The sequence below is a fragment of the Isoptericola sp. NPDC060185 genome (assembly GCF_042728595.1).
GTDB lineage: Bacteria > Actinomycetota > Actinomycetes > Actinomycetales > Cellulomonadaceae > Isoptericola.
In genome coordinates this window covers 1-1124 of record NZ_JBHWYY010000162.1, presented here as the reverse complement: position 1 = coordinate 1124, position 1124 = coordinate 1, and the positions used below count along the sequence as shown (strand labels likewise).

The following is a 1124-nucleotide window of genomic DNA, read 5'->3' as shown; positions in this document are numbered from 1 at the left end:
GCCCTCGGCGTCGACCGGGTAGGACTCGAAGACCACCAGCGAGTCGAACAGGCCACCGATTCCGGCCGCCGACTGGATCTCGGCCAGGCCGATGTAGTGGTGGTCGAGCAGGTCGGCTTGCTCGCCCTGGGTGCGGGTGAGCACGTCGCGCACCGATTCGGCGGCGTCGAAGCGCACGCGCACCGGGACAGTGTTGATGAACAGGCCGACCATGGATTCCACGCCGGACAGCTGCGCGGGACGACCCGAGACGGTGGTGCCGAAGAGCACGTCGTCGCGGCCGGTCATCCGGCCGAGCACGATCGACCAGGCCACCTGCAGGACGGTGTTCGGGGTGACGCCGAGATCGGCGGCCAGCGCCACGAGCCGCGCCGTGGTGGGCTCGTCGAGGTCGAACAGGTACTCGTCGGACAGGGCGGCGATCTCGCGGCTCGCGTCGGGGCGGGCCAGCATGGTCGGCTCGGTGACGCCGCGCAGGGCGTGCGACCAGGCCTCGACCGAGACCGAGTGATCCTGGCGGGCGACCCATTCCAGGAAGTGCCGGTAGGAGCGGACGGCGGGCAGCGCGCTCGCGTCGCCGTGCAGGGCGTAGAGGGCGAGCAGGTCGCGCATGACCAGCGGCGTCGACCAGCCGTCCAGCAGGATGTGGTGGTTGGACACCACGAAGCGCCATTCGTGCTCGGCGATCCGGATCAGGGTGAAGCGGATCAGCGGCGGGTTCGCGAGGTCGAAGCGTGCGGTGCGGTCGGCCTCGACGAGGTCGTCGTACTCACCCGATTCCGTGCGGTCGTGTTCGGTCCAGGCCACCCGGGTGGTGTCGAGGACGACCTGCACGGCGTTGCCGTCGTGGTCGGTGACGAACGCGGTGCGCAGGGTTTCGTGGCGGTCGAGCAGCGCCTGGGCGGCGGCGCGCAGACGAGTGGCGTCGACGCGACCGGTGAGCGTGAGGACGGCCTGGGCGGTGTAGACGTCGACCGAGGTGGCGGCGAGGCGGGCGTGGAAGAACAGACCTGCCTGGAGCGCCGCGAGCGGCCACACCTGGGTCAGCTCGGGGTAGCGCTTCTCCCAGGTGTCGATATCGCGCTGGGTAGCACGCACGAGCGCGAAGTCGGACGGCGTGTGAC

General features: G+C 70.6%; 1 protein-coding gene. It reads right to left on the bottom strand.

The window, feature by feature from the left end:
* Positions 1 to 1124, bottom strand: a 1124-nt coding sequence (locus tag ACFWDO_RS21445; RefSeq protein ID WP_380347211.1) for a condensation domain-containing protein, incomplete at both ends; no start/stop codon positions are given.